This is a genomic window from Protofrankia sp. Cr1 (assembly GCF_963555865.1).
Taxonomy (GTDB): domain Bacteria; phylum Actinomycetota; class Actinomycetes; order Frankiales; family Frankiaceae; genus Protofrankia.
Genome location: NZ_CAUVXO010000004.1, coordinates 13613 through 16389, shown reverse-complemented (window position 1 = coordinate 16389; position 2777 = coordinate 13613). Strand labels below are relative to the sequence as shown.

Genomic DNA, 2777 nt, shown 5'->3' with positions numbered 1-2777 from the left:
CTCGGGCCTGCTGGCCGACGGTCAGCAGGCCGGCCAGCATCCGGGTCGGTGCGACCAGCTCGCCGAGATAGGTGCTGAACGCCAGGAAGGTGCCGAGGCTGATACTGCCCCGCAATGCCAGCCAGCCGCCCAGTGCCAGCACTCCGACCTGCCCGAGGGCCGGCATCGCCGCCAGCGCGCTGGTGTACCGGCTGGTGAAGCGGACCGCGCGCATCCGCAGCGAGAACAGGGTGCGGGCGGCCGCGGCCAGCCTGGCCAGCTCCCGATCCTCCTGCCCGAAACCCTTGACCACCCGCACACCCGCGGTGTTCTCCTCCACCACTGCGGCGACCTCGCCGGCCTGCTGCTGGGCCACCCAGGTCGCCGGAAAGACGGTCCTCCTGGCCCGCAGCCCGATGATCGTAACCAGCGGGCCGATGGCGAGCGCGAGCAGTGTCAGCAGCGGGGAGAGCGTCAACATGATCATAATGGCGAGCACGAAAAGAAGGAGATTCCCGCTCATCAGCGGCAGGAAGGCCAGCAGGCCCTGGACGACCGTGACATCCGAGCTGGACCGGCTGACGATCTGGCCGGTCCGCAGCCCGTCCTGGCGGACGCCGTCCAGGCGCGCGAGCGCGGCGAATACCGCATCCCGCAGGTCGTACTGAACGTCGAGGGCCAGGCGTCCGCCGACATAGCGACGGACGAACCCGGCGGCAAACCGCAGCACCCCGGCTGCGACCAGTGCGAGCACGTAGGGCGCGAGCGGTTGCCGGCGCGCCACCACCACATTGTCGATCACCGCGCGTTCGATCAACGGCGTGACCGCGGCGATGGCGGTACCGAACACGGCAGCGCCGAACGCCAGGACGACGTTGCGCCGGTACCGCAGGACGTGCCCGGTCAACCGGCGCAGCCAGCCTTGGCGGGACACCGGCGCGCCGGGTGACCCCGACGGTGGCGTGCCGCCGGGATCGGAGCGGTTGCTGTTCGCGCGGACCTCCCGGGATGAGCGGTCTGGACAACCGTCCTCAACCACCCCAGGAGATCATCGCGTCCCGGTTACCCGCGGTGTCACCGATGCATCATCGGCGGGGTGCCACCACCGGTGACATCGACGGGCGTCAGGAGCGGGCCGTCGCCGGGCTTGTCCCTACGCCGACGGCATGATCTGCCTGCGCCGGCCCGACACTCGCGGTATCGGCCAGTGGCAGGGCGCTGCCCGCGCTCCACCGCTCCCAGGAGATCGACCACTCATTGCCCAACTGCGACGTGTCCGGTGGGCGACCGGAGTTCCGCACGTCGACGATGTCACCCAACCGGCTGAATCGATAGAACCACTCGGCGTCCGCCGGGGAGGCGTTGATGCAGCCGTGCGAGACGTTGTCCTCCCCCTGGGACGCCACCGACCACGGCGCCGAGTGCACATACTCGCCACCGCTGGTGAACTGCACGTTCCACTGCACGGTCTCGTAGTAGTAGTCCGGATTCCCCTTGGGAATTCCGACGGTCGCGGAATCCATAATCACCGTCGCCGCAGTGCCGATGACATTGTGTGGACCGTTCATGGTCGGCAGCGTCGGCCGGCCGAGACTCACCGGAAGACTCCGTTGCAGGACGCCGTCCCGGTACACCTTCATGGTGTGGGTCGCCGCGTCGACATAGCTGACCTGAGCCGGCCCGATGATGAAATCCATGGCCCGGTCCTTCACTCCGAAACGGTTGCCACCGGCATCGAAGCCGGCGAGGTTCGCCTCGACGTGAACGCGGGTGCCCGCCTTCCAGTACTGCTGCGGACGCCAGCGCACCACCGTGTTCGACGCCCAGTTCCAGGCACCGTTGACCGGTGGATTCGCCGTGACCATGAGACGCCGCTGCACGGCGGCACGGTCTGCGACCGGCGCGCTGAACGTCAGTGTGATCGGCATACCTATCCCGACGGTCTGACCGTCAACCGGCCCCCAGGAGACCTTGAGGGAATTCGCCGGATTCACCGTGGTGAAAATCGCGCCGGCGGCCGTTGTGCCCGATATACCCGGGGCGGCGGAGGTCTGCACGGTCACCTGGTACCGGGTGTCGGCGAACAGCCCGTCAGTGGACGTCCAGGTCATGGCGTCCGCGGACAGCTGCCCCCGCAGAACTCCCGCGGCGGTGTCCTGGGACTTGCTGGCGGCCCGGATCGCGGTCACTGACTGTAGTGGAGCATTGCTGTGTACAACGACGGTGCTGGTGACCGGCACGCCCCCGGCGCCGTCGACGGGAGTAATGGTGACCCGCGGTGCCTGCGCGGTCGGCACCGCCGGTGCCGGCCCGCCGGTCACCGGCTTGTCGACAGCCCGAGGAGTACACGACAGGACGGCGGTCCCGACGAATACCGTCGCGATGACGGTCGACAGCAGCGGTCCGCGTGGTCCGAATACGCGCGATACCGAGTGCGGCCAGATCATCGACCGGCACCTCTTGAGTGACGTCCCCTCATTCACAGCCGGACCGTACCCAGCCATACCGACAAACGACCTGTCGATCATTAAAATGGCCGGTGTCAATCGGACGACCACAACCAATCGTCGAACAATTGAATACAGAGAGTAGTCTTATGTGGCTGTGATCCATGGCCCCTCCCCTGTCGTCCCGTCCGACGCGTGAGGACTCCCAAAAGTTGCGTCCGGCCGGCCTCCAAAGGCCTGCCCGCCGCGCGGTTCCCCGAATCAACGACACGGACCGGTCACCCGGATCGGAGTAGCGGTGGCATCACCCAAAGTCCGGGCGCGCCCGTTCCACCACGGACGCCCGGTACC

General features: G+C 67.8%; 2 protein-coding genes. Both read right to left on the bottom strand.

From position 1 onward, the window contains the following. Positions 1-1018 (bottom strand): ABC transporter ATP-binding protein (locus U9980_RS01175; protein ID WP_322766305.1); only part of this gene is annotated, 1018 nt, incomplete at its 3' end. Positions 1019-1103: 85 nt separating this feature from the next. After that, positions 1104-2426: a L,D-transpeptidase gene (locus tag U9980_RS01170; protein WP_322766304.1), complete on the bottom strand. Its 1323-nt coding sequence runs from the start codon at positions 2424-2426 to the stop codon at positions 1104-1106. Positions 2427-2777 lie beyond the last annotated feature (351 nt).